This is a genomic window from Amycolatopsis sp. NPDC058340 (assembly GCF_042723975.1).
Classification (GTDB): domain Bacteria; phylum Actinomycetota; class Actinomycetes; order Mycobacteriales; family Pseudonocardiaceae; genus Amycolatopsis.
The window spans coordinates 1-22,999 of record NZ_JBHXIB010000034.1 but is presented as its reverse complement, the minus strand read 5'-3'; the positions used below and the strand labels follow the sequence as shown (position 1 = coordinate 22,999).

Here is a 22,999-nt window from a genome sequence, read left to right as displayed (position 1 = left end):
TGCGAAGAACGTCCATGTCAAGGCCATGGCTCAGCCGTGGCATCGTGGTGGCCGCCGTCGCCGCCGTGTTCGCCGGGCTGGTGGGCGCACCGGCGGGTGCGGCCGAAACACCACCCGGCCAGGGTGTGCCGCCCGCCGTGCCCACCGCGGAACCCGACCTCGAGTCGACCACGGTTCCCCCGGCGTCACAGCGGGACAAGGTGCTGGCCGTGGAGGCCATCGAAGTCGGTGAGGCGACCGACGATTGGCTGAGGCTGTCCGACAAGAACTTCGTCTTCAAGGTCTACGAGAAGATCAGCATCGACGCCTTCCCCCGCACCAAGGCGGAAGCGTCTCGGATCTACGGTCTCACCGTCGCCGACGCCTCGGCGTTCATCCGGACCGGTATCCACGAATTCGTCCAGCGCGATCACGACGAGAAGATCCTCCGAGACATCGAACGGCGGGACCGGATCGGCGCGCGGATGAAGGCGCTGGAGAACGCCCGCATCATCCCGTTGGACCCCGTGCTGCTCGACCTCACCGACCGGAACTTCGTCTTCCAGGTCGCCAGCCGGGCCAAGAGCGGCTCCAAGGTCCAGAGCGGTGCGATGACCGCGTACAAGGGCGACGCCGCCGTTTGGAAAACCTTCATCGAGGTCACCATCCTCGACCTCGCCGAGCAGGACATCATCGAACACCTGGAACGCCTCCGGCAGGAGAACGCCGAGAAGGCGGCCCGGGAAGAGCGTGACATCAAGCGGCGCACCGCCGTCGCCGAGATCCCGGCCACCTTCCAGAACGTCTGGCTGGACGCCGAGGACGACGTCTTCGTCCGTGAGCTGCTGCGGCTGCCCGAACTGGCCAACCCGGCGAACATCGAGGTCAAGGACGCGGCAGAGCGCGCCTCCCGCAGCACGGACCCGGCGGTGTGGAAGGCGTTCGTCGACACCGGGCTCAAGGCGGCGGCCGGACGGGACAAGGCCCGCCGTGAAGCGCAGGAAGACCAGGCCAACCGGGACGCCGTCCGGCAGCTCAAGGTCCGCGCGGAGAACAGCGGGCTCCGGCCGCGGCTGGTCGCGGCCGCCAACGTGGCGCTGGCTGGCAACCGCGACGCGGTGGTGACGTTCCTGCGCACGGGCCAGTACGAGGTGCTGACCCAGTCGTTCGGGACCTACACCCCCGGCGTCCGGGGCTGGCACGTCCACACCGGCGGGGGCGACGCGTGGATCACCACCGGGAACCCCGGCACCGACGGAACCAAGCCGTTGCCGTACGCGACCTGGAAGGTGTCGAGCGGGCTCGCCGATCCGCTGTGCTACTCGCTGGAGTCCACCGACCGCGCCGGGAACTACCTGCGGCAGCAGGATCTGCGGGTCAAACTGCACGGCAACGACGGCACCGACCAGTTCAAGAAGGACGCCACCTGGTGCCCGCGGCGCAACGGCGGCGAGGTCCAGCTGGAGTCGAAGGCGCACCCCGGCCGGATCATGCGGCATATCGACGCGCAGCTCTGGATCGCCAAGCAGGGTGGCGGGAACTGGTTCGACACGGACAGGCTCTTCGTCGAGGACTCGAACTGGCGGGTGGTCGCACCGAATCCCGAGGTGTCGACGCCGCTGATGCTGGACTGGTTCAACAACGACGGCCTGCGCGGGCTCGCCGGCAATCCGAAGGCGGCGGAAATCCACGACGCGGGTGTCCGGTTCCGCGAATTCACCAACGGCCGCCTGTACTGGGGCCCGGAGACCGGCGCGAAGTTCATCAACGGCGAGATCCTCACCCGGTACCTGAGCCTCGGCGGGCACAAATGGCTGCTGCCGAGTACCAACCAGGTCAACGGGATCAACCGGTCGATGATCAACTTCCACGGCCACAACATGGCGATCTACTGGACGCCGTCGACCGGGGCCAAATTCGTGATGGGCTCCATTCGCGACCGGTGGAATTCGCTCGGCGCGGAAAACGGCAGGCTCGGTTTCCCGACCAGCGATGAGTTCACCATCCCCATCGGCCGCCAGAGCAATTTCGAACACGGCTACATGACCTGGAACTCCAGCACGTACGAAATCCTCGTGTTCATGTCCGCCGGCTGACCGAGTCCGTCCTGCTCCAGCCGGGGGCCTGGGAAACGCTCCCTGGCCCCCGGCTGACCTTTTCGTCCGAACAAAGGTATGCGAAATGCGAAGATCACTGATCGTCGGCAGACGACCAGCCGGAAGTATCGCCGTCCTGACCACCGTGACCGTGCTGTGCGGCCTGTTCACCCCGGCCACCGGGTACGCCGCTCCCCCGGCACCGTCGAGCCCGACCGTCGAGGCGCCCGCCCCGTCCGCCCCCGAGGCACAGGTTCCCCGCGAAAGCCCGGACGCCGCGGCGGCCGAACTGCCGAGCGCGACCGAAACCGAAAAGGTGCGCGCGGTTTTCGAGATCGAAGTCGGTGAAGCCACCAAGGAATGGCGCGAAGCCACCGACATGAATTTCGTCTTCAAGGTCTACGACAAGATCGACGCGACGAACTTCCCGGTCACCAAGGCCGAGGCCTACCGCGTCTACAAGGTCATGCTCGACAACAACGCCGCCCCCGACGCCACGGCGTTCATCCGCACCGGCGTCTTCGACTTCGCCTCCCGCGACCGCGTCGAACGGCAGCGTCGCCAGGAGGCCTGGGACCGCACCGTCCAGCTGCGCCGGGAGATCCTGATCGACGCCGACATCGTCGGTTTCGACGACGTCATGCTCAACGACAACGATCAGATGTTCATCTACAAGGTGTACCAGAAGGCGAAGCCGGAACAGCCGAAGCTCAAGCAGGGCGCCTTCGACGCGTTCGGCGGTGACGCGGCGGTGTGGAAGGACTTCATCGAGAACAAGATCCGGGCGCTGAATCACCAGGACCAGCTCGACTATCTCGACCGGTTGAACCAGGAGAACCAGGAGGCCGCCCGCAGGGAAGCCGCCAGGATGGCGAAGAAGGACGCCTGCGACAAGGTTCCCGTCATCGCCGTCGCGGCCTGGCTCGACCTCGCCGACGACGACTTCATCCGCGAGCTGCTCAAGACCCCGGAGCTCGCCGACCCCGCGCACCGCGAGATCAAGGACGCGGCCACCGCCGCCCTCGCCGGGGCGGCGGCCGACTGGGACCGCTACATCAGGACCGGGGTCGCCGAGGCCCGCGCCAGGGACGACGCCAGGATCCTGCGGGAACGGGAGGAGGCCGACCGGCAGAAGGTCCGCGACATCAAGGCCAAGGCCGACGCGAGCAGGCTCCGTCCCCGGCTCGCCGCGGCGGCGGGCGACGTCGCCGCGAACGGGACATGGGACCAGGTCAAGGACTTCCTCGCCAAGGGCCAGTACACCGTGCTGGAACAGGCGTTCGCCGGAGTCACCGCCGGGCGGCGAGGCTGGCACGTCCGCAGTGCCGGCGGCGATGCCTGGGCCACTCCGGGAACCCAGCCGTCGAATGTCGTCACCGCACCACTGGGCGACGCCACCTGGAAGATCGTCCCCGGGCTCGCCGACGCGAACTGCTTCTCGCTCGAATCGGCCACCCGGGTCGGCAGCTACCTGCGCATCGCGCCCAACCTGCGGGTCCAGCTGGCGGGCAACGACGGCACCGACGGCTACAAACTCAACGCCACCTGGTGCGCCAAGGCCGGCAGGGACGGCAATCCGGCCAACGTGACATTGGAGGCGAAGGCGCATCCGGGCCGCTACCTGCGGCAGTACTGGGGCGAGCTCTGGGCGGCCAACGGCTTGAGCAAGGAGAACAACTTCGACACCGACGGCAACTTCGCCGCCGACATCAGCTGGATCCCCGTCGGCCCCAACCCTTCGATCACCACGAAGATCGACGAGCGCTGGCTCAACGAGGACTGGTGGGGCTGGAACGGCCTCGGCCCGCAGACGCAGCCGGAAAACATCTTGAACGGCATCCGGTACAAACGCTTCCAGAAGGGCGGCGCCTTCTGGTCGGCCCAGCACGGCGTGGTCCGGATCATGGACCCGCTGCTCGACAAGTACCTCGAATCCGGCGGCCGGAACATTCCGGGATTCATCCCCAGCGGGGACACGGGATACCTGCCCGACGGGAAGGGAATGCGCAACCTGTTCGCCGGCCCCCGAGGCATCTGGTACCACCCGAACATCGGCCCGAAGCTGATCTACGGAGCCATTTTCGATCGGTGGGCGGCACTGCAATACGAACGAAGCAGGCTCGGCTATCCCACTTCCGACGAAATGGATTTCCCCGGCGTACCCGGTAAACGCGTGAGCTACTTCCAGCATGGAAGGATCGAACACACCGCCGCCGAAGGTGCGAAAGAGTACTACAACTGACAATTCCGAGGTGCCTTGCCGGGTACACCGGCAAGGCACCTCATTCACCCCGCAGTAGTTCTTTTCACCGATACCTGGGGGTTCTGATGTCGAGAACGAGATATCTACTGAGAACGTTCCTTGTCTTCTTGGCCACCGCCGTACTCGCCGGGCTGATTCAACCGGCGCCCGCGGTCGCGGCCGACGATCCACCACCGACCACGCCACCACCGACGTCCCCGGCCCGCCCCATACCGGAAGACCCGTACCGCAACTGGGACGGCCGGACCGGCGTACCCGACTTGGTGGGCAGTCCCGTCGTCCGGCAGATCATCGCCGATCACGCCGAGCTGGCCGAGGAGCCCGAAGTACGTGAGGCCGCGCGCGCGGCGCTCGACGCGGGCACCGAGGCCGCATTGCACGAATTCCTCGAAACCGGCCTCGACGCCGCCAAGGCGAGGGCCGCGGCCCGGGAAGCCGAGACCGCGCGCCAGAACCGGGCCACCATCCAGGCGATGGCGGGCACCGGCGGGCCGATCTTCACCGCCGAGGTCCAGCGGGTCCTCGCGGGAAGCGATACCGACCGCGAGCAGTTCCTCGCCTACGGCAAGGAGATCGCGAGGGAGCGCGACGCACAGATCGAGGCGGGCGGCCAGGCACGTGCCGAGCAGTTGCGCGCCAGGGTCACGGCACTGCTCGGCGTCGCCGGGCACCACGTGAAGACGGCGGCCCAGGCCGCGCTCGACGCGGGTGACGCGGCGATCGCGGAGTTCCTGAACACCGGATACCTCGCCGCGGCGAAACGTGACGCCGAAGAGCGGGAAAAGCAGATCCGTGATCAGGAGGCCGCGGCACGGGCCGCCGAGCAGCTGAGCGACCTCGCCAAGCGGGCCGTGCGGGCGATGACCGCGCGGCGGAACCTCATGGTGACGCACGGGGACGCGCTGCGCGCGCTCCAGCGCATCGCGAACGCGATGGTGCTCGCGGGGAACGAAGCCCGCAAGGCCAAGCAGATCCTGGACGCGAACGACGCGGCGGGCAACCACCCTCCCGACTCCTTCACCTTGGTCAAGGCCGAGGCCGCCCGTCAGGTCGGCAACGCCCGCGACGCCGCGGCCGATGGCGTGCGCGCGGCCGAGCAGGCCGGCGTCCAGGCCGCCGAACTCGTCGCCGTCGGACTCCCCTACGGCACTCAGTGGGCCGACATGGCGAGAGGCATGAGTGCGGCCGGACAGGCGGCGGTCCACGCCTCGGAGACCGCACAGCACGCGATCGACGCCACCGAAGCCACCGACCAGGCACGCAACGCCCAGGAACGCGCCGAGAAACACGCCGAGCAGGCTCGCCAATGGGGTCTGCACGCCGAAGAGCACGCGCTCGCTGCCGCACAGGTGGCGGAAGCGGCACGAGTGCAGGCGGTGGCGGCCAAGGACGCGGCCGTCCGGGCCAAGCAGGCTCGTGAAGCGGCCGAAGCCGCGGCCAACGCCGCCAGGGCCTCGGCCGAACGCACCCGCGCACATCGTGAGGAAGCGGAACGGCAGCGGGACAGGGCGAAGAGCGCCCGCAGGGTCGCCGAGGCCGAGCGGGCCAACGCGGCCGCCGCCCGTCAGCGTGCCGACCAAGCGGCCGCGGAAGCACGTCGTCATCGTGGCGAAGCCCAGCGCCAAGCCGGCATCGCCAACGACTCCAACCTCCGCGCGCAGGAACAGGAACGGCTCGCAGGGGAAGCCGAACAGCGGGCGGTGGGCGAAGAAGGGAAGGCGAAAGCCGCTCGCGACGCCGCCTTCACCGCGGAACGGCTGAAGCAGACCGCGCAGGCGAAGGCGGAAGCGCTGAACGCGGCCGAAGCCGCCGCACGGGGCACCGCGGCGGAGACCGACGCGAAGAACGCCGCCGCCGCGGCGCGGAACGAAGCCAACAACGCGACCGCCGCGGCCACCGCGGCTCGCGACGCCGCCAATCGGGCGACCGGTGCCGCCGTGGTCGCGAGGCAAGCGGCGGGCGAAGCGACCCGAGCCGCGGCACGGGCCCGCGCCGCGGCTCAGGAAGCCCGTGCCGCCGCCTCCGCGGCCAACCACGCGGCCAACCGGGCCGAGTCCTCGGCGGCGGAGACCCATCACCACGCCACCCAGGCCAACGTGAAGGCGGCCGAGGCGACCGCCGAGGAGACTAAGGCGGCCGAGGCGGCACGGAACGCGATCCAGCTCGCGGAACAAGCGGCCGGCGAAGCGATGCGTTCGCTGATGGCGGCGGAGCGTACCCGCGCCGAGGCCGACGCGGCGTTCACCGAGTCGGTCTCCGCGGCCACGCAAGCGGATATCGCCCTGCGGGCGTCCACCGCCGCGCGGTCGTCGTCGAGCGCGATCACCGATCCGGCCAACCGGGCGATCACCGTCGTCGCGCCGTACGCGGGTTCGGACCTCGACGCCGATTTCGTCATCCTGGTCGCCAACCAGGCCAGGACGGTCGGAGCCGAGCAGGCGCAAGCGGCCCGCGACCGGGCCACCGAAGCGAGGCTGGCGGCGGATCGGGCCGCCGAAGCCGCTGCTCGGGCGCAGAAAGAGGTGAAACCCGCGTTCGAAGCGGCGGCGCGGGCAGCGGCATCAGCCGCCGCGGCGGCGAACTCGGCGGCCGAAGCGCAGGAAGCGGCGGCCGCGGCCGCGGCCGAAGGCGCGCTGGCTCGCGCCGCGGGCGAGCGGGCGAACGCGTCGGACGCGGCCGCCCGCGCCGACGCGCAGACCGCGCGTGCGGCGGCCAACGAGGCCAACGCCGACGCCGCCATCGCCGGCCGGAGCGCCGCGGCGGCCGAACGCGAGGCACAGGCGGCGAGGGACTCGGCGTCGCGTGCCGAACGGGACGCTCAACTCGCCAGGGACGCGGCGACCGCCGCCGAAGCCTCGGCGGCGGAAGCCAGGGCGGCGGCCGACCGGGCCGAAGAACACGCGCGCAACGCGGCCGCCGCCGCGGAACGGGCACGGCAGAGCGCGACCGAAGCCCAGCAAGCCGCCGACCGGGCGGAGGACCAGCAACGCAAGGAGGAAGAGGAAGCGAGACGTCGCGCGGCAGCGGAAACGGGGGCAGGGCTGCCCGATCTGACCCAAGAAGAAATCGCCATGCTCTCGACGACCGAATTCGGGCGGATGCTGCTGGACGAGTACCGCCAGGCCGCGGAGCAGTCCAAGAACGGCGGCAGTGTGACGTCGTTCCTGGTGGAGATCGGGGCCGAAGTCCTGCTCGAGGTGATCGGCTGGCGTGACGCGGAGCGGTGCTTCGGTGAAGGCAACATCGAGGCCTGTATTTGGACCGTGGTCAACGTCGCGTCGATCGTCGTCGTCTTCCTGAAGCTGCCCAAGGTGGCTTCGGCGGTCGTGAAGATCATCCAGAACATTTCCAAGTTCTTGAACAAGTCCGCGATCTTCCGGAAGGTCGCGGACAAGGTCAAGCCGCTCTTCAACGCCATCCGCAAATGGTGCAACCGGATCAGCCAGGTACCGGCCACCGCGAAAGCCGCGGACATCCCCGATTTCACCTGCGGGCTCGTGGATCACGGTGACAACGGGGGAACGTTGCCGAGCATCGCGCTCGACTACCGGATCGGAAACGGCTACGGAACGAGCCGGAACGTCGCCGTCGCCTATCTCCCCGGATACAAGGACCCGAACGGGAAGCTCCCCGACGGCTACGTGGCTGGCAACAGCAACGACGCCGGCCGCCACTCCGAGCAGCACATCGTCGAGCAGGTCATCGAGCAGGGTTTCGATCCCAAGAACATCAAGGGCCTCTACAGCGAACGCGAACCGTGCCCCGACTGCAAACGGGACTGGGTCAGCAAGATGGCGCCAGACCTCAAAACGTCCTTCTCGGTACCGTGGACCGGTGATCCCGAGATCGACAAGATCTACAAGGGGAGCCTGATCGACATGATCAAGAAGTCCTACAAGCGGCGCGGCCTCTTCGCCGGCTCGGCGACGGCCGCCGAAGCGGAACAGCGTGTCTTGGTGGGCAGCGGAGCAGGCGGATGACCTCGCTCCGCCGCGTCCACCCCGCCGAACAGGAACGGCTGTTCGCTCTGGGCGACCGGACCGCAGCCGTGTTGCGTACGGCGGGATTCCCGGTGATCGTCGAGCCCGATCCGGACGATCACCGGGACGCCGGGGGCGCCGTGATCGAAGTGGACGTCTTCGAGGGTGCCTGCGGGGTCTGGGTCGACTGGGTGGTGGCAAGGCCTTGGCGTGATGAGGCCTTTCGGCTCCTGGTGGCAGGCGACAAGGAGAATCCCCGGGTGCGGCAGCAGATCGCGGTCCACGCGGCGATGCGGACGGCGCTCACCGCCGTCCTCACCGCCGCGGGTCTGACCGTCGTCCCGAGCGACGACGACACGCGTCCTCTGGAGCTCAAGGTCACCGGCTGACGCTTCAAACGTGTGAAGGCCCCCTTCCCTCGGCTGAGCCGAGGGAAGGGGGCCTTCACACGTTGCTGACGAGCTAGTGCCCGGAGGTGATCTCCTTGCGCTCCGCCGAGGGCTCGCCACCGATGTCGTCGACCTTGCCGTTGCCGTGCCCGTTGGACCGGGCGCGCTCCAGCGCGATCGTCTCCTCGACCGGGTCCGGGGACCAGGTCGAACCGGCGACGGCGTGTCCGGCCGAGCCGAGCTTGTTCATCTTCTTCGGCACCGACGCGCCCTGGTACTCGAGCGGGATCGGGTGACCGTGGTCGTCCACCGGGCCGAGCGGCTGGTGGATCTCGATGAACTCACCGTGCGGCAGGCGCTTGATGATGCCGGTTTCGACACCGTGCTCCAGCACCTCGCGGTCGGCCCGCTGGAGGCCGAGGCAGATCCGGTAGGTGATGTAGTACGCGATCGGCGGCAGCAGCAGGACACCGATCCGGCCCGCCCACGTCGTCGCGTTCAGCGAGATGTCGAAGGCGAACGCGATGATGTCGTTGAAGCCCGACAGCATGATGACCGCGAAGAACGTCAGGGCCATGATGCCAAGCGAGGTCCGGACCGGGACGTCGCGCGGACGCTGCAGCAGGTTGTGGTGCGCGGTGTCCTTGGACAGCTTTCGCTCGATCCAGGGGTACATCACCAGCAACCCGATCAGCAGCGGCATCCCGATCGCGCCGGGGAAGAACACCGCCGGGACCGTGTAGTTCCCGAGGTAGAGCTCCCACGCGGGCCAGATCCGCAGCATGCCGTCGGCCCAGGCCATGTACCAGTCCGGCTGTGAACCCGCCGAGACCTGCGCCGCGTTGTACGGGCCGATGTTCCAGATCGGGTTGATCTGGAAGAGGCCCGACATCAGCGCGATGACGCCGGTGACCAGCGCGAAGAACGCACCGCCCTTGAGTGCGAAGACCGGCATGATGCGGACGCCGACGACGTTGGTCTCCTTGCGGCGCACGCCCGGGAACTGCGTGTGCTTCTGGTACCAGACCAGCGCGAGGTGCGCGGCCACCAGGCCGAGCATGATGCCCGGCAGCAGCAGGATGTGGATCGTGTACAGGCGCGGGATGATCTCGTTGCCGGGGAACTCCCCGCCGAACAGCGCCCAGTGGATCCAGGTGCCCATGACCGGCACCGAGAGCACGATGCCCGACAGGGTGGCGCGGATACCGGTACCGGAGAGCAGGTCGTCCGGGAGCGAGTAGCCGAAGAAGCCCTCGAACATGCCCAGGACCAGCAGCAGCGCACCGATGACCCAGTTCGCCTCACGCGGGCGCCGGAACGCGCCGGTGAAGAAGATCCGGAACATGTGCACCATCATCGAAGCCACGAAGATCAGCGCGGCCCAGTGGTGCAGCTGGCGGACGAAGAGACCGCCCCGGACGTCGAACGAGATGTCGAGTGTGGTCGCGAAGGCCCGCGACATCTCGACGCCCTGCAGACCGGTGTAACTGCCGTTGTAGACGACCTCCTCCATGGAGGGGTCGAAGAACAGCGTGAGATAGACACCCGACAGCAACAGGATGATGAAGCTGTAGAGCGCGATCTCGCCGAGCAGGAACGACCAGTGCGTCGGGAACACCTTGTTGAGCTGGTGCCGCATGCCCTTGGCCAGGTGATACCGGTCGTCGGCCCACTTCGCACCAGCGCCCGCGGCCTTCTCGACCGGGTTCGTCCCCTTGGTCGGGGTGGTGAGTGAACTCATGACTTACGCTCCCAAAAGGCCGGTCCGACGGCCTCGTTGAAGTCTCCGCGCGCGATCAGGTAGCCCTCAGAGTCCACTGTAATCGGAAGCTGGGCCAACGGCCTCGTCGCCGGCCCGAAAATCGGCTTGGCGTAGTGGAGCGCGTCGAACTGCGACTGGTGACAGGGGCAGAGGATGCGGTTGGTCCGCTGCTCGTACAGGGAGGTCGGGCAGCCCACGTGGCTGCAGATCTTCGTGTACGCGTAGTAGTCGCCGAAGTTGTAGTCCTCCTGGCCCTGACGCTTGACGACCTTGGCGGCGTCGGTCGGGCGGAGGCGGATCAGCATGACCGGGTTGTCGACCCGCTTGAAGGCGGCCGACAGCGCGTGCTCGTCGTGCTCCTCGGACTTGCGGTACGGGAACACCGTCTCCATCGCGCCCGCGTCGAGGTCCTCGGCCTTGACCAGGGAGATCTCGTGCGGACGGCCGGTGTTGCGGCGCAGGTAGACGACCTCGTCCGGGTAGTTCTTCTTCCAGCCCGAGTGCCACAGCGAGTCGCGGTTCTCGGTGTCCTTCCACGGGTCCTTGATGAAGGACGCGACCGGCAGCGCCGCGACGGCGAGGCCGAGCACACCGGCACCGGCGCCCGCGGACCGCTTGATCATCGACCGGCGCGCGATGGTGCTGCGGCTGCCCGAGTCGGCGAGCTGGGCGATGATGGTGGCCTTGTCGACCTCCTTGGAACCGCCGTCCCCGCGCTCCTGGACCGCGACCTCGGCCGGGATGAACTTCTTCGTGTAGAGGATCACACCGATACCGAGGCTGAGCACGGCGAGCCCGAGGGTGACCCCGAGCAGCGGCGTGTACAGCGTGTACTTGGTGTAGCCGGTCGTACCCGGCTCCTTGTACTCGAACCAGTGCGGCCACGCGATGAGGACCACGAACGCGAGGCCGGACAGCGCGGCCAGCACGAACCAGAGGGCGACGGCGCGCTCGGCGCGCTTCTCCGCCCGTGTCCCCTCGACCGGCCACGGCTTCGGGTACTCCACGATCTCGACCCCGTCGAGCGCGGTACCCAGCTTGACGAGCTGGTCGCGATCCATGTCCGCCAATTCCGCCTCTGTCGGCGGCTTCGGCCCTTCGGCGCTCATGCCTTCGATCCAATCCACAACGTCACGCCGATCAGCGCGGCGATCCCGACGATCCACGCGATCGCGCCCTCCGAAGCCGGGCCAAGACCGCCGAGCGAGCTACCGCCGGGTGCGTTGTTCCCGTGACTCACGGACTTCACGAACGCGATGATGTCCTTCTTCTCCTCCGGCGACAGCTGCCGGTCGGAGAACTTGGGCATGTTCTGCGGCCCGGTGAGCATCGCGGTGTAGATCTGCTCTTCCGTGGCCGGGTCCAGGTTCGGGGCGAACTTGCCCGAGGAGAGCGCGCCGCCGCGGCCGGTGAAGCCGTGGCAGGAGGCGCAGTTGAGGCGGAAGAGTTCGCTGCCGCGCGCGACGTCCTCGCCGCGCAGCGCGTCACCCTTCTCGGCGGGACGCTGCGCGCCGCCGCCGTTGGCCTGGATGTAGGCGCCGAGCGCGTTGATCTCGGCCTCGGTCAGCTTCGGCGGCTTCCGCTGCGCCTGGGCTTCCTGACGCACCGCGGGCATGCGGCCGGTGGAGGTCTGGAAGTACACGGCCGCGTCGCCGATGCCGATGAGGCTCGGGCCACGGTCGGTGACACCTTCGAGCTTCGGCCCGTGACATTCGATACACGTGTTGTTGTAGAGCTTCTCGCCCTCGCGCAGGAGGGCGGATTCGCCCTGCGCCTGCGCGGTCTGCGGCTCCGGGGCGAAAACGGCGTACAACCCGCCCACGCTGAGCAGCGCGATCCCGAGCGCCAGCGCGCCGGCGAACCGCCTGCGTGCCTTCGACCGCTTGCGGAAGCGGCGCTGCGCCGAATCCCGCCTCCGCGCGGAAGAATCCGTCGGCGGAGTGTTGTTCTTGCTGGAGGTCATCTTGCGGCAACCCTTGCTGTCAGTTCAGGCCGATAGGTCGTGGTGGCGGCTTCGTTCACGGAAGGATGTAGATCACCGCGAACAGACCCACCCACACGATGTCGACGAAGTGCCAGTAGTACGACACGACGATCGCCGAGGTGGCCTGGGCCGGGGTGAACTTGCTCAGCTTGGTGCGGATGAGCAGGTACACGAACGCGATGAGCCCGCCGATGACGTGCAGGCCGTGGAACCCGGTCGCGAGGTAGAAGACCGTGCCGTACGCGCCGGACGGGATCGTCAGCCCCTCGTGGATCAGGTTCAGGTACTCGTAACCCTGGCCGCCCACGAAGATCGCGCCCATGATCAACGTGATGATGTACCAGCGGCGGAGGCCGAACACGTCACCCTTTTCGGCGGCGAACACGCCGAACTGGCAGGTGAACGACGACGCCACGAGGATCACGGTGAACGGGATCGCCAGCGCGATGTTCAGGTGGAAGGGCTCACCGTGCAGCGGCGGCGGCCACTGGCCGGACGCGTTCTGCGCCTTCACGGTGAAGAACATGGCGAACAGTCCGGCGAAGAACATCAGTTCGCTGGACAGCCACACGATGGTGCCGACACTGACCATGTTCGGCCGGTTCAGCGAGTGGACCCGCTGGCTGATGGTGGGAGCTGCCGTTGTCACGCGTCGCATTATGTCCTCTCACGCATGGCGCCCGCCGGGTGGGTCCACGGCGGGTCGCGTGCGTGTCGGGTCACATCTGAACGAAAGTGGGAACCGGGCTACTCATGGGTTTACTAGATCGGCTTCGTGACCTGGTCAGGAAGCCTTCCGTACCGGGCCTGACGGTCGACACGCCCGGCGTGGAGATCGTCGTGGAGGCCTTCGATCCGGCCGAGGCGGATTCGTCGGCGTTGGCGAGATCACCCGCTTGGGTCGCCGGAGCGCCCGCGATCCTGCGCCATTACTTGAGGCTGCCGCCCGAAAAGCTCGCCGAGGCGGCCTCGATCCTCGCCCAGGACGGCTGGGAGCTGCGAGAACAGGGACCCGAGGGAGGGTTCGTCCTCGCGCACGCGCTGCGGGTCCAGCCCCTCGACGCGCTGCACTGCGCGCAGGAACGGTCACGGATGGCGGGGCTCGCGCAACGGCTCGGCGGCGATTCGCTGGGCTGGGACGCGCTCCAGCCGTCGGGTGCGTCCACGTGATGTCGGTCATGGCGGATAACATCGCGGGGTCGACATGACTAGACGAGGCGGAGGCGCGCTCATGGGCGAGCAGGCGATGCGGATCCTGGTGTTCAGCCACAAGGCGGAGGTGCGCGAGGCGATCATCAACGCCGTGGGCCGCAGGCCCGCCGCCGACCTCGGCCGGGTGGACTACACCGAGGCGTCCGGCATCTCCGAGGTCCTCGTCGAGATGGACGCGGGCAACGTGGACCTGGCCATCCTCGACGGTGAGGCCCAGCCGACCGGCGGCATCGGGCTGACCCGTCAGCTGAAGAACGAGATCGAGGACTGCCCGCCCATCGTGGTCTCGGTGCGGCGCAAGGACGACCGCTGGCTCGCGACCTGGTCGCAGGCCGACGCGGTGCTGGTCCACCCGCTCGACCCGCTGACCGCCGCCGAGACCGTCGCCGACGTGCTGCGCGCCCGGCGGGTGCCGGCCGTGCACGGCTGAGCCGATGGGCTCGGCAGCGAAGACCTGGCCGTCCCTGCTCAACCAGCTCATCGCGCGCACGGATCTGTCCGAGGAGGACACCGCGTGGGCGATGGACCAGATCATGAGCGGGGCGGCGACGCCCTCCCAGATCGCCGGATTCGCCGTCGCGCTGCGCGCGAAGGGCGAGACACCGGCGGAGATCTCCGGCATGGCCGACGCCATGCTGGCGCACGCCAAACGGGTGACCATCGACCGGCCGTCGGTGGACATCGTCGGCACCGGCGGCGACCGGTCGAACTCGGTCAACATCTCCACCATGGCCACGGTGGTGACGGCCGCGGCCGGTGCCCCGGTGGCCAAGCACGGCAACCGGAGCGCTTCGTCGAAGTCCGGCGCGGCGGACGTGCTGGAGGAGCTGGGCGTCACCATCGATCTGCCGCCGGAGACGGTGCAGCGCAGCGTGAACGAACTGGGCATCGGCTTCTGCTTCGCGCCGAAGTTCCACCCCGCCCTGCGTCACGCCGGCCCGACCCGCGGCGAGCTGGGCGTCCCGACGACGTTCAACCTGCTCGGCCCGCTGACCAACCCGGCGCAGCCGCGCAGCTCGCTGATCGGCTGCGCGTACCAGGACAAGACCCGTGTACTGGCCGAGGTGTTCGCGCGGCGCGGCATGACCGTGCTGCTCGTGCGCGGCGACGACGGGCTGGACGAGATCACCACCACGACCACGAGTTCGGTGTGGGTGGTCTCCGGCGGCGAGATCACCGAGCGGAGCTTCGACCCCGCGTCGCTGGGCATCGCGCGGGCGACCGCGGAGGACCTGCGCGGCGGTGACGCTGCACACAACGCCGACGTGTTCCGTCAGGTGATGGCCGGGAAGACCGGGCCGGTGCGGGACGCGGTGCTGCTCAACTCGGCGGCCGCGCTGGCGGCTTTCACCGGGTTCTCGGGGTCGCTGGAAGACGATCTGGCCGCCGGGCTCGAACGGGCCGCGGCGGCCATCGATTCGGGCGCCGCCGCGGACCTGCTGAACCGGTGGATCGCCTTCGCCTGACCTCGTGAGTGGCAAGGACGGTTCTAACCGTCCTTGCCACTCACGAGGCGGTGCTGAACCGCGCCCGGTAAGCCGTAGGCGTCAGGCCCGTGGCCCGCCGAAGCTGGGTCCGCAGGTTCGCCGCGGTCCCGAACCCGGAAGCCCGCGCCACCAGGTCCAGCCGCTGCTCCCCGCGCTCGATCAGCCGGCAGGCCAGCGCGATCCGTTCCGTCGTGAGCCACGCCAGCGGCGTGGTCCCCAGTTCGGCGCGGAAACGCCGGTGCAGCGTCGCCTGGCTGGCCGCCGCCCGCGCGGCGAGGTCGGCGACGGTGAGCGGCCGGTCCAGCCGTTCGCGCGCCCAGGCGAGCACCGGCGCCAGTGAGGTGTCCGGCACCGGCGGCAGCGGGCGTTCGACGAACTGCCGCTGGCCACCGTCGCGGTGCCCGGCGAACACCAGCCGCCTGCTCACCGCGTTCGCGATCTCGGCGCCGTGGTCGCGGCTGATCAGGTGCAGCCCCAGATCGAGCGCGGCCGCGCTGCCCGCCGCGGTCAGGACGTCGCCGTCGTCGACGAAGAGGACGTCCGGTTCCAGGAGCACTTCGGGATACAGCTCGCGGAAGAGCCCCGCCCACTTCCAGTGCGTCGTCGCGCGCCGCCCGTCCAGGACACCCGCCTGAGCGAGGGTGAAGGCGCCGGTGCAGAAGCTCACCAGCCGGGCTCCCCGCTCGGCCGCGGCGCGAATGGCAGTCAGCACCGATTCCCTGGCCGGGCTCTCGGGATCGGGCCGGTTGGGCACGATCACCGTGTCGGCGGTCTCCGCGGCTTCGAGCCCGGCGACACCGGTGAGGGTGAACATGCCCAGGTGCATGCGCACGGACGGTTCGGCCGCGCACAACGTGAAGTCGTACCAAGGCTTGCGAAGCACCGGCCGCCGCAGGCCGAACAGTTCGGTCGCGACGCCCATTTCGAAGGGGTTGGAGCCCTCGTCGACCAGGACGGCGACCTTGTGCGAGGAATCATGCGACATATGCGATTCCTAGCACTCACTCCCCTTGCGGTCCAGCGGCGAGGATCGGGACATGAGCAAGCAGCCGATCGATCTGGAAACCGCGCTGGCCGGGTTCGACGAGATCTGGAGCCCCCGGATCGTCGCCAACGTCAACGACTACGACGTCCGTCTCGCCAAGGTCGCCGGCGAGCACGTCTGGCACGTCCACGAGAACACCGACGAGTTCTTCCTGGTGCTCGACGGCACCTTGGACATCGCGTTGCGCGAAAAGGACGGCGAACGCGTCGTCACGCTGCCGCGCGGTTCGGTGTTCGTGGTCCCGCGCGGCACATTTCACAAACCGTCCTCAGTGGACAGTGCGTCGCTACTGCTGTTCGAGCCGACCGGCACACTCTCCGTCGGCGACGAGCACGACGAGGTCCCCGATCATGTCCAAGTGACAGTTGGACAGGAAATCTCCTTCTAGCCGGCGGAAAACGTCCTGCGATACGCGCTCGGGCTGGTTCCGCGCAGCTTGCCGAACTGATGCCGCAGCGCGGCGGCGGAGGCGTATCCGCAGGCGACCGCGATGTCCTCAATGGACAGACGCCCCTCTTCGAGCAGTGACTGCGCGCGGTCGAGGCGGCGTTCGGTGAGCCACCGGTGCGGCGTCGTACCGGTGGCCGCCGAGAACCGGCGCAAGAACGTGCGCTCCCCCAAACCGCTGCGACGGGCGAGCTCCGCGACGGTGAACGGCCGATCCAACCGCCGCTCGATCCATTCGAGCGCTTCGGCGAGCACCGTGTCGTCCGGGGCGGCGGTCTCGGGCACCGGCGCCTGCACGAACTGGGCCTGCCCGCCGACCCGGTGCGGCGCCGCGACCATCCGTCTCGCCAGCGTCGTGGCCGCGGCGACACCGCGCAGCTCCCGCACCAGATGCAGGCACAGGTCGACGGCGGCGACGGTTCCCGCGCTGGTGAGGACGCCCCCGTCGTCGACGTACAACGCCTTCGGATCGACCTTCGCCGTCGGGAAACGCGACCGGAACTCCTGCTCGTAGACCCAGTGGACGGTGCAGTTGCGCCCGTCGAGCAGCCCCGCGTAGCCGAGCGAGAAGACACCCGCGCAGAAGCCCGCCACCCAGGCGCCCCGGCTGGCCGCGTCACGCAGGACCTCGAGCACCGGCTCCGGCGGGCTCGCGCTGCGCGGCGCGCAGGTCGGGACGATCAGCAGATCCGCGGACGCCGCGAAGTCGAGGCCCCGCAGCCCATCGAGCCCGAAACCGGACCAGCTCAGGACGTTCGCGCCGCCGGGTGAGCAGACCGCGAAGTCCCAGCCCTCGATGCCGTCGGCGCTGCGATCGGTGCCGAACACCTCGCAGGCGACCCCGAGTTCGAACGGCGAGACCTGGTCGGCGAGCACCACCGCGACCTTCTTCACATCCATGCGGGCAGTGTGTCACAAGTTTTGCGGTCGATGTCATCTCTGACACTGGTTGAACGCGGACGCGACGGCGAAAGTGGTCGCCATGAACAAGAACAACCCCGTGTTGCAGTGGACCGCCGCGATGGCGCTGTCCGGAACGATCGGCGCCGTCGTCCTCGAAAGCGGCGCCGACGCCCCCGCCGTGGCGTTCGCGAGGAGCCTTGTCGGTGGTCTGCTGCTCCTGGTGTGGAGCGCGGCTCGCGGCTGGCTCCGCCCATGGACGCTCAGCCGCCGCGACCTGCTGCTCGCCGTGCTCGGCGGCCTGTTCCTGGTCGGCAACTGGGTGCTGCTGTTCGCCTCGTACACGCTGTCGTCGATCGGGGTCAGCACCGTCATCTACCACACTCAGCCGCTGATGCTGGTCGGTCTCGCGGCGGCGTTCCTCGGCGAGAAGATGGCGAAGAGCCAGCTGGTCCGGGCGCTGATCGCGTTCGGCGGGGTGACCCTCATCTCACTGTCCGCGCACGGCGCGGACGGCAAGCCCGTACGACTGGCGGGGATCGCGCTCGCCCTCGGCGCGGCCGCGCTCTACGCCGGGGCTTCGTTCGTCGCGAAGCAGCTCAAACACGTCCGTCCGCACGTCCTCGCGGCCGTACAGCTGGTGACCGGCACGATCGTGCTCGCCCCCGCCCTGCTGGTCACGCCGCTGCCAACGGACACCTCGGGCCTGCTGTGGCTGGTCCTGCTGGGAACCGTGCACACCGCGCTGATGTACGTGCTGATGTACGCGAGCATCGGGAAGCTGCCGACCACGACGGTGGCACTGCTGTCCTACGTCTACCCGGTGGTCGCGGTGGTCGTCGACGTCCTCGCCTACGGCCACCGGCCGACCTGGCCGGAAGGCCTCGGCATGCTGGCCGTCCTGGCCGCCGCGCTGGCCCCGAAACGCGTCCCGGCGGCCCAGCCCGCCCGCGTTTAGTCCTCTGAATGCGAAAAGCGGCGCCCGGTCCGAAGACCGCGGCGCCGCTTCCGGCGTCAGAACGTCACTCGTGGTTCGGACCGGTGTGGTACTCGAACACCAGCCCGCCGATGGCGATGATGACCAGGCCCAGCGCGATGATCAGCAGCCAGATGTGGAAGAACGCGAGCGCGACACCGGTCAGCGCGGCGGCCGCCGCGAGACCGATCGGCCAGTAGCTGCCGGGGCTGAAGAAGCCCAGCTCACCGGCGCCGTCGCTGATCTCGGCGTCTTCCCGGTCCTCCGGCCGCGGCTCGATGCGCCGCGCCACGAACTGCAGGTAGCTCCCGGCCAGGAAGGCCAGGCCACCGGTGAGGATCAGGGCCACCACACCGACCGGCTCGACGCCGTCCCGGGTCATCGTTCCGGTCATGTACGCGTAGATACCCGCGACGATGACGGAGAAGACCGCGACGAGGAAGAAAATCCGTCCTTCGACCTTCATGGACGTTGCCTCACTCCTGTTTCGGGCTCGAACAGCCGGGTCAGTTGGACGCGACCCGCGCGGTGCGGTCGGTGTTGAACGGGGTGGTGGTGACGGCGTAGGGCGAGCACAGTTCGCCGCAGTTCATCGCCGTCAGCGCTTCGGAAGCCGTGTTCGGCTTGCCGCTCTTCGGGTTCACCGTGCCACGCAGCTGGATGTACTGCGCGTACTTGTCCGGCGAGAGCGCCCTGACCTCGAAGTTCATCCCCGAGTGGTAGGTGCCGCACAGTTCGGCGCAGCGGCCGACGAACGAACCTTCCTTGTCGATCGAGTTCTGGAAGGTGAAGTCCTGGTTGTTCTTCTCCGGGTCCGGCATGACGTCCCGCTTGAAGTGGAACTCCGGCACCCAGAACGAGTGGATGACGTCGGCCGACCGCAGGTTGTACTGGATCGTCTTGTTCGTCGGCAGGACCAGCAGCGGGATCTCGGTCGAGCTGCCGACCGTGGTGATCTCGGGGTCCTCGTGGTTCTTGGAGTCGCTCTTGTACTTGAACTCCCAGTTCCACTGGAACGCGACGATGTCGACCGTGACGTCCGGGTTGTCCGTCTCGGCGAGCACCCGGTTCTCGGTGGTCGCGGTGAAGAAGAACAGCACGCAGACCATGATCGTCGGGACGACGACCGTGAAGATCTCCAGCGGGATGTTGTACTGGAACTGACGGGGCAGTTCCTCTTCCGCGCCGTCGGCGGTCTTCTTCTTGCGGTGGAAGATCGCGGTCCAGAAGATCAGCGCCCAGACGATGACACCCACGGCCAGCGCCGCGATGACCGTCCACGTCCACAGCGTCCGCATGTCGTGCGCCTGCGGGGTCACCCCGACCGGCCAGCCGAAGCGGAGGATCTCGTCCCCGGAACAGCCCGTCGCGGTCAGCATCACCAGCGCGGCGAGCGCTGCGACGCGACCAGCCCGCTTAACTGGGGTGCGCTCTGGATTTCCCACTGCGCCTTGCCCTTTCACCCAGAGCCTCCTCGACCGATCTTCGTGACAGCCGGAGCCTAGCCGAGTTGCGGCGCCGCGCTGACTAAGGGGTAACCCCAACACGCGTATCCCCCACCACATCCGGGTGTACACACCCACCGGCATACTGGGCCCTTCTCCCCGCTCGGCCAACAAGAGGTGTGTGAACTAGACGTGTGCGGCCTGCTTGGACTGATCTGTTCGACCGAAGCCGACGCTGCGAGCGCCCGTGACGCCGTCGACGCGGCCATGCGCTGCCAGCGGCACCGCGGCCCCGACGAGCACGACACCTGGGCCGACGCCGAGGTGGTCTACGGCTTCAACCGGCTCGCCTTCATCGACGTCGACCACGCCCACCAGCCGCTGGTGTGGGGCCCGCCGGAGGCTCCGGAGCGCTACACGCTGAACTTCAACGGCGAGATCTACAACTACAAAGAGCTGCGCGACGAGCTGGCCGCCGGGCACGGTGCGAAATTCGCCACAGAAGGCGACGGCGAGGCCATCGTCGCGGCGTACCACTACCTCGGCGACGAGGCGGTCAAGAAGCTGCGCGGCATGTTCGCCTTCCTGATCTGGGACTCGCAGGAGAAGGTCGTCTTCGGCGCGCGGGACCCGTTCGGCATCAAGCCGCTGTTCTACTCGGCCGGTCCCGGCAAGGTCGCCTTCTCCAGCGAGAAGAAGAGCCTGCTGGAGCTTTCGGGCGTGCTCGGCGTCCAGGACGAGCTGGACAAGACGGCCCTGCAGCACTACCTGGTGCTGCAGTACGTGCCGGAACCCGAGTCGATGCACACCGGCGTCCGCCGCGTCGAGTCCGGCACGTCGTTCCGGGTCGTCCCCGGCGGTGACGTCGAGTTCACGCGCTACTTCCACCCGACCTTCAACGCGAAGCCGGTGAACAGCCAGGCCGAGGCCGACGAGCTGTACGAGCGCATCGCCGATGTGATGCGCGACTCGGTCGGCAAGCACATGATCTCCGACCCGGACGTCACGGTCGGCGCGTTCCTCTCCGGCGGTATCGACTCCACGGCGACCGCGACGCTGGCCAAGGAGCACAACCCGAACCTGATCGCGTTCACCACCGGGTTCGAGCGCGAGGGCTACTCCGAGGTCGACGTCGCCGCCGAGTCGGCCGCCGCGATCGGTGTGAAGCACGTGGTCCGCACGGTGTCGGCGGACGAGATGATGGAGGCGCTGCCGCTCATCGTCTGGTACCTCGACGACCCGGTGGCCGACCCGGCGCTCGTGCCGCTGTGGTTCATCGCCCGCGAAGCGCGTAAGCACGTCAAGGCGGTGCTGTCCGGCGAAGGCGCCGACGAGCTCTTCTGCGGCTACACGATCTACAACGAGCCGATCTCGCTGGCGCCGTTCGAGAAGATCCCCGGCGGGATGCGGAAGATCATCGGCAAGGTCTCCACGAAGATCCCGGAGGGCACCCGCGGCAAGGACCTGCTGCGCCGCGGGGCGCTGCCGCTGGAAGACCGCTACTACGGTAACGCCCGCAACTTCCGCGACGACCAGCTCCGCAAGGTGCTGCGCACGTACGAGGACGGGATCGGTTTCAAGGACGTCACCGCGCCTTGGTACAAGATCTCGGAGAACTGGGACCCGGTCGCGCGCATGCAGCACGTCGACCTCTACACCTGGCTGCGCGGCGACATCCTGGTCAAGGCCGACAAGGTGACCATGGCGAACTCGCTGGAACTGCGCGTGCCGTTCCTCGACGCCGAGGTGTTCAAGGTCGCCTCGACCATCCCGCTCGACCAGAAGCTCACGCACGGCACCACGAAGTACGCGCTGCGCCAGGCGCTGGCGAAGATCATCCCGGGCCACGTGCTGAACCGGCGCAAGCTGGGCTTCCCGGTGCCGATCCGGCTGTGGCTGCGCAACGAGATGTACGACTGGGCCAAGGGCATCATCTCGGACTCGCAGACCGACGCGCTGCTCGACAAGAAGGCCGTCCTGGCGCTGCTCGAAGAGCACAAGGCCGGGCAGCTCGACCGCAGCCGTCAGCTGTGGGCGCTGCTGGTGTTCATGCTGTGGCACGGCATCTTCGTCGAGAACCGCATCAAGCCCGAGGTGCCGGAACCCGTCTACCCGGTGAAGCTCTAGGTCGGGTCCGGCAAGTCGGTTCGATGGGCTTCGTGATCCAGGTGGTTCCTGACGGTGCGGCCGGTTCGGACTCGTACCGGGTTGTACTCGACCGGACCGGCCGCGCCGTCAGGGGCCACCTGGGCGCGAAGACCGCGAACTGACTTGCCGGACACGGCCTAGTCACGACTCGTGATGCTGGCCTTCACCGTTCACCCGGTGGAGGCCAGCATGGTGCGATGGACTTCGTCCTCGTGCACGGCACGACGCAGAGCCCTGCGGGCTGGGACCGGGTGGCGAAGCTGCTCACCGCCGCCGGGCACCGGCCGATCGCGGTGGACCTGCTGACCTCGGTCGAGCTGCGGGTCGAGGGCTACGCGCAGCACGCGCGAGACCAGTACGACGGCGAGCGGCCGGTGGTCGTGGCCCATTCCGGCGCGGGGGTCCTGCTGCCCGCGGTCGCGGAAGCGCTCGACGCGCGGGCGTTGGTATGGCTCGCCGCCTACATCCCCGATTTCGCGGGTGGGCGGAGCCTGCGGGACGAGGCGCGGGACGTACTCGAACCGGACTGGATCGGCGTGGACCCGGCGGCCGATCCCGCGAAGGCGTCGGAGTTCCTCTTCCACGACTGCGATCCCGAGACCGAACGGCTCGCGCTCGACAGCCTGCGGCTGTTCGACCCCGCAGTGCTGGCTGCGCATCCCGCCGGAGCGGCGCCGGAGATCCCGTCGACGGTGATCGTCCCCACGCGGGACCGCGCTCTTCGGCCGGAATGGCTGCGGCGGGCCGCCCGGGAACGGCTCGGGGTCACCGCTGTCGAGGTCGACGCCGGGCACTGCCCGCATATGTCGCGCCCCGCGGAGCTCGCCACCATCCTGACCGGACGCGCGTGAAGGCCCCCTTCCCTCGGCTGAGCCGAGGGAAGGGG

Annotated in this window: 19 protein-coding genes; 11 read left to right on the top strand and 8 right to left on the bottom strand. The window is 68.6% G+C overall.

The window, feature by feature from the left end; translation table 11 throughout:
- Positions 1-14 precede the first annotated feature (14 nt).
- From ACFWIW_RS29250 to ACFWIW_RS29235, 4 genes are all read left to right on the top strand, one after another.
- Complete coding sequence (locus ACFWIW_RS29250) at positions 15-2,075, top strand: AbfB domain-containing protein (protein WP_378371439.1); 2,061 nt, start codon at positions 15-17, stop codon at positions 2,073-2,075.
- Between the two features lie 85 nt (positions 2,076-2,160).
- Entirely contained in the window at positions 2,161-4,317 is a 2,157-nt protein-coding gene (locus tag ACFWIW_RS29245) for an AbfB domain-containing protein (protein ID WP_378371438.1), read from the top strand.
- Positions 4,318-4,445: 128 nt separating this feature from the next.
- Positions 4,446-8,318 (top strand): nucleic acid/nucleotide deaminase domain-containing protein, encoded by a 3,873-nt coding sequence (locus ACFWIW_RS29240; RefSeq protein ID WP_378371437.1) that lies wholly within the window; start codon positions 4,446-4,448, stop codon positions 8,316-8,318.
- Positions 8,315-8,707 carry a hypothetical protein gene (locus ACFWIW_RS29235; protein ID WP_378371436.1) on the top strand — a complete coding sequence of 131 codons (393 nt, stop codon included), beginning with the start codon at positions 8,315-8,317 and terminating at the stop codon, positions 8,705-8,707. The genes ACFWIW_RS29240 and ACFWIW_RS29235 overlap by 4 nt, the downstream gene beginning before the upstream one ends.
- 73 nt (positions 8,708-8,780) lie before the next feature.
- On the opposite strand, the gene ACFWIW_RS29230 is transcribed toward ACFWIW_RS29235, so the two are convergent.
- From ACFWIW_RS29230 to ACFWIW_RS29215, 4 genes are read right to left on the bottom strand one after another with little or no spacing between them, the layout of a single operon-like run.
- Complete coding sequence (locus tag ACFWIW_RS29230; protein ID WP_378371435.1) at positions 8,781-10,448, bottom strand: cytochrome bc complex cytochrome b subunit; 1,668 nt, start codon at positions 10,446-10,448, stop codon at positions 8,781-8,783.
- Positions 10,445-11,578 (bottom strand): ubiquinol-cytochrome c reductase iron-sulfur subunit, encoded by a 1,134-nt coding sequence (locus tag ACFWIW_RS29225; protein ID WP_378371434.1) that lies wholly within the window; start codon positions 11,576-11,578, stop codon positions 10,445-10,447. Before ACFWIW_RS29225 ends, ACFWIW_RS29230 begins: the two co-directional genes overlap by 4 nt.
- Entirely contained in the window at positions 11,575-12,432 is an 858-nt protein-coding gene (locus tag ACFWIW_RS29220; RefSeq protein WP_378371433.1) for a c-type cytochrome, read from the bottom strand. Before ACFWIW_RS29220 ends, ACFWIW_RS29225 begins: the two co-directional genes overlap by 4 nt.
- A gap of 55 nt (positions 12,433-12,487) precedes the next feature.
- Positions 12,488-13,111, bottom strand: a complete 624-nt coding sequence (locus ACFWIW_RS29215; RefSeq protein ID WP_076168078.1) for a heme-copper oxidase subunit III — start codon at positions 13,109-13,111, stop codon at positions 12,488-12,490.
- A 95-nt stretch (positions 13,112-13,206) separates the two neighbouring features.
- On the opposite strand from ACFWIW_RS29215, the gene ACFWIW_RS29210 reads away from it, so the two are divergent.
- The 3 genes from ACFWIW_RS29210 to trpD all read left to right on the top strand — a co-directional run bounded on the left by ACFWIW_RS29210 (position 13,207) and on the right by trpD (position 15,131).
- Positions 13,207-13,623 carry a hypothetical protein gene (locus ACFWIW_RS29210; protein WP_378371432.1) on the top strand — a complete coding sequence of 139 codons (417 nt, stop codon included), beginning with the start codon at positions 13,207-13,209 and terminating at the stop codon, positions 13,621-13,623.
- 61 nt (positions 13,624-13,684) lie between these two features.
- Positions 13,685-14,095 (top strand): hypothetical protein, encoded by a 411-nt coding sequence (locus tag ACFWIW_RS29205; RefSeq protein WP_016336048.1) that lies wholly within the window; start codon positions 13,685-13,687, stop codon positions 14,093-14,095.
- Positions 14,096-14,099: 4 nt separating this feature from the next.
- Positions 14,100-15,131, top strand: coding sequence for an anthranilate phosphoribosyltransferase (gene trpD / locus ACFWIW_RS29200; RefSeq protein ID WP_378371431.1), 1,032 nt, complete (start codon positions 14,100-14,102; stop codon positions 15,129-15,131).
- A gap of 40 nt (positions 15,132-15,171) precedes the next feature.
- On the opposite strand, the gene ACFWIW_RS29195 is transcribed toward trpD, so the two are convergent.
- Positions 15,172-16,137, bottom strand: coding sequence for a helix-turn-helix domain-containing protein (locus ACFWIW_RS29195; protein WP_378371430.1), 966 nt, complete (start codon positions 16,135-16,137; stop codon positions 15,172-15,174).
- A gap of 52 nt (positions 16,138-16,189) precedes the next feature.
- On the opposite strand from ACFWIW_RS29195, the gene ACFWIW_RS29190 reads away from it, so the two are divergent.
- The gene (locus ACFWIW_RS29190; protein WP_378371429.1) at positions 16,190-16,585 is read left to right on the top strand and encodes a cupin domain-containing protein; all 396 of its coding nucleotides are present in this window, start codon (positions 16,190-16,192) and stop codon (positions 16,583-16,585) included.
- Here the strand turns inward: ACFWIW_RS29190 and ACFWIW_RS29185 are convergent.
- Positions 16,582-17,544: a GlxA family transcriptional regulator gene (locus ACFWIW_RS29185; protein WP_378371428.1), complete on the bottom strand. Its 963-nt coding sequence runs from the start codon at positions 17,542-17,544 to the stop codon at positions 16,582-16,584. The two genes, ACFWIW_RS29190 and ACFWIW_RS29185, sit on opposite strands and share 4 nt — an antisense overlap.
- A gap of 82 nt (positions 17,545-17,626) precedes the next feature.
- Between ACFWIW_RS29185 and ACFWIW_RS29180 the strand changes: the two genes are divergently transcribed.
- Entirely contained in the window at positions 17,627-18,502 is an 876-nt protein-coding gene (locus tag ACFWIW_RS29180) for a DMT family transporter (protein WP_378371427.1), read from the top strand.
- A 64-nt stretch (positions 18,503-18,566) separates the two neighbouring features.
- Here the strand turns inward: ACFWIW_RS29180 and ACFWIW_RS29175 are convergent, their stop codons facing one another.
- Both ACFWIW_RS29175 and ACFWIW_RS29170 read right to left on the bottom strand, forming a co-directional pair.
- Positions 18,567-18,986, bottom strand: a complete 420-nt coding sequence (locus ACFWIW_RS29175; protein ID WP_240594082.1) for a cytochrome c oxidase subunit 4 — start codon at positions 18,984-18,986, stop codon at positions 18,567-18,569.
- Between the two features lie 40 nt (positions 18,987-19,026).
- Positions 19,027-19,965 (bottom strand): cytochrome c oxidase subunit II, encoded by a 939-nt coding sequence (locus ACFWIW_RS29170; RefSeq protein ID WP_378371426.1) that lies wholly within the window; start codon positions 19,963-19,965, stop codon positions 19,027-19,029.
- A gap of 192 nt (positions 19,966-20,157) precedes the next feature.
- On the opposite strand from ACFWIW_RS29170, the gene asnB reads away from it, so the two are divergent.
- Together asnB and ACFWIW_RS29160 are read left to right on the top strand one after the other, a co-directional pair.
- On the top strand, positions 20,158-22,092 hold the full coding sequence (asnB, locus tag ACFWIW_RS29165; protein ID WP_378371425.1) for an asparagine synthase (glutamine-hydrolyzing): 1,935 nt from the start codon (positions 20,158-20,160) through the stop codon (positions 22,090-22,092).
- 218 nt (positions 22,093-22,310) lie between these two features.
- Positions 22,311-22,964, top strand: coding sequence for an alpha/beta fold hydrolase (locus ACFWIW_RS29160; protein ID WP_378371424.1), 654 nt, complete (start codon positions 22,311-22,313; stop codon positions 22,962-22,964).
- Positions 22,965-22,999: the final 35 nt, after the last annotated feature.